Source organism: Variovorax sp. 01T439_2, from assembly GCF_056398445.1.
The window spans coordinates 1-2,890 of sequence record NZ_JBFTPJ010000769.1 but is presented as its reverse complement, the minus strand read 5'-3'; the positions used below and the strand labels follow the sequence as shown (position 1 = coordinate 2,890).

The following is a 2,890-nucleotide window of genomic DNA, read 5'->3' as shown; positions in this document are numbered from 1 at the left end:
CGGGGTGGTAGGCCACGTACTGCTCGCGCAGTTCGTCGACGCTGCCGGGCGCGGTCCAGGATTCGAGGTGCCAGGTGTCCTGCGGCGTGGTCGCGAAGATGAAGATGTCCCTGCCGCGGTTGAGCGGGAACGTGACGATCTGGCTCTGCGGATTCGGGCCCCACCACTTGGTGAAGGCACCGAGGTTGGGCACGCCCGCCACACGCTCGGCGGGCACCACGGCGCGGTAGGCGACGATGCCGGTGAAGCGCGGGCTCTCGGCGCCGAACATGGCGGTGCGCACGCACGAGTGGATGCCGTCGGCGCCGAGCAGYGCGCCGACGCGGGCGCCGGTGCCGTCGCTGAACGAGAGGCTCACGCCCTTCTCGTCCGCGGCGATGGTCTCCGCGCGCTTGCCCAGCGCCACGCACTCGGCCGGGAACATGTCGGCCAGCGCAGCCAGCAGATCGGCGCGGTGGATGGTGAGCTGCGGTGCACCGTAGCGCTGCTCGGCCGAATCGGCCATCTCGAGGCGCGAGGTTTCCTCGCCCGTGTCGTAGGTGCGGCTGATGCGGTGCGAAGGCCGGGCCGCCGTGACCCGCGCGGCCTCGCCCACGCCGAGGCCGTCCAGCGCACGCACCGCATTGGGCGTGAGGTTGATGTCCGCACCGACGCGGGCGAACTGCTTCGCCTGCTCGAACACGGCCACGTCGTGCCCGGCGCGCCGCAGCGCGATGGCTGCCACCAGGCCGCCGATGCCTGCGCCGACGATGCCGATGGTGGATTCGCTTGTCTTCATGGGTGTCTCCCCTTTTTGTTGTTCGCGGCTCACTCGGCCACGATGTTGCGGGCCTTGATGATCCTGGCCCACACGGCTGTTTCTTCGCGGATGTGCGCGGCAAACGCGGCCGGCTTCATCGCTGCATCGGTCATGCCTTGCGCTTTCAGGCGCTCGCGCACGTCGGGCTGCGCCAGCATCTCCGCGGCGTCTTTCGCGAGCTGCTCGACCACGGCGGGCGGCGTGCCCTTGGGCGCCAGCAGGCCATACCACGAGGTCACGGCCACGCCCTGGATGCCCTGCTCCGCCAGCGTCGGAATGTCGGGCGCGGCCGGGCTGCGCGCGGCCTCGGTCACGCCCAGCGCCACCAGCTTGCCGTTCTTGATGAAGGGCATGGTCGCGGGCAGGTTGCTGAACATCAGCGGCACCGCGCCGCCGAGCACGTCGTTGAGCGCGGGCGCGGTGCCCTTGTAGGGCACGTGCAGCATCTCGATGCCGGCCTGCTGCTTGAACAGCTCGCCCGCCAGGTGCAGGCCGCTGCCCACGCCGGGCGAGGCGTACGAAAGCGAATCGGGCTTGGCCTTGGCCCGCGCCACCAGCTCCTTCGCGCTCTTGATGCCCGACGAGGGCGAGGCCACCAGCACGTTGGGCGCCTTGGCCAGCATGGTGACGGGCACGAAGTCCTTCTCGATGTCGAACGGGAAGTTCGGCATCAAGGTGGGGTTGATCGTGAGGTTGCCCGCGGGCACCACGAGCAGCGTGTGGCCGTCGCCCTTGGCGCGCTTGACCTTGTCGATGCCGATGTTGCCGGCCGCGCCGACCAGGTTCTCGACCACCGCGGCCTGGCCGTAGCGCTTGGCGAGCCCGTCCGACAGCACGCGCGCCAGCGTGTCGACCGGACCGCCGGGCGGGAACGGCGAGACGATGGTGAAGCGCTCGCTCGAAAGCTGCTTCTGCACCTCGCCCTGCGCCTGCGCGGGCGAAGCGATGGCAAAGGCCGACAGCGCGGCGAACACAAGGGAAAGGGAAAGGCGTCGTTGCATGGTGGTGGTTGTGGGATTCACTTTTTCTCCGTGAGGAAGGCGCCCTTCGGCCCTTCCGCGTTCTTCTGGCGGCGCGTGTTGCCGTCGAGGCCGCCGTCGACCGCCCATTCGGCGAACACCGTAGGCCCCGGCTCGAACTCGCGCGGCTGCCAGTCGGCCGTGAGCTGGTCTTCGTCCGCGTAGTACTCGATCAGGCCGCCGGCCGGATTCTTGAAGTACCAGAAGTACGCGGAAGACACCGGATGCCGCCCCGGGCCCAGCTGCGTTTCCCAGCCRCGGCGCGAAAAGTGCAGGCCACCGCCGAACACCTCGTGGATGTCGCGCACGGTGAAGGCCACGTGGTTGAGTCCGCGCTTGCCCGAAGGGATCTGCAGCAGGAAGAGGTCGTGGTGGCCGCCCTCCGGCGCGCAGCGCATGAACGCGCCGCGCTTCGGATAGCTGTCGGACGAAATGAAGCCGAAGCGCTGCGCATAGAACGCGCTGGTGGCCGCCACGTCGCTCACGAAGAACACCACGTGGCCGACCTCGATCGGCGTCGCGCGTTCGTAGACCGGTGCGGGCTGGTTGACGCGCGGCTTGGCGTTCCAGGTGTTCATCGCGCCGCAGTCGACTTCGACCGCATGCTTGCGGCTGACCTGCAGCCGCACGGCAAGGCCGTTCGGGTCGATACAGCCGATGCGGCGCGCGCCGTCGACCGTGCCATCGAAAAAGGCCGGGTCTCTTGCGATGGCGGCGGCGTAGCGATCGAGGTCCGCCTCGCTTTCGACGCCCCACACCACTTCGCGCAGCGTCGGGCCCTCTTCCATCGCGCTCGGCAGGCCCGCCTTGTCCAACGCCGCGACGACCACCTTGCAGCCGTTGAGGCATTCGAAGACGAGTTCGTCGGCCGCTTCCGACTTGAGCGCCAAGCCCCAGTCCTCGAAGAAACGGCGGCAGGTGGGCAGGTCGTCCGCCCCGTAGGTGATCTGGTCGATGCCAAGTACGCTCATGTCAGTGCCCATGGCAGAGGTTGTTCGTTGGTGCCCCAGTACATGCTCTTTTGCTCCATGTACTGGAAGATGCCTTCGCGGCCTTTCTCGCGGCCGAGGCC

Annotated in this window: 3 protein-coding genes; all 3 read right to left on the bottom strand. The window is 68.7% G+C overall.

Features of this window, described 5'->3' with window-relative positions; all coding sequences use genetic code 11:
• On the bottom strand, window positions 1–778 hold a 778-nt coding region (locus AC1DOC_RS27450; RefSeq protein WP_478130896.1), incomplete at its 3' end, for an FAD-dependent monooxygenase.
• Window positions 779–807: 29 nt separating this feature from the next.
• Entirely contained in the window at window positions 808–1,800 is a 993-nt protein-coding gene (locus tag AC1DOC_RS27445; RefSeq protein ID WP_418145506.1) for a Bug family tripartite tricarboxylate transporter substrate binding protein, read from the bottom strand.
• Between the two features lie 17 nt (window positions 1,801–1,817).
• Window positions 1,818–2,789, bottom strand: coding sequence for a VOC family protein (locus tag AC1DOC_RS27440; RefSeq protein ID WP_012748262.1), 972 nt, complete (start codon window positions 2,787–2,789; stop codon window positions 1,818–1,820).
• Window positions 2,790–2,890 lie beyond the last annotated feature (101 nt).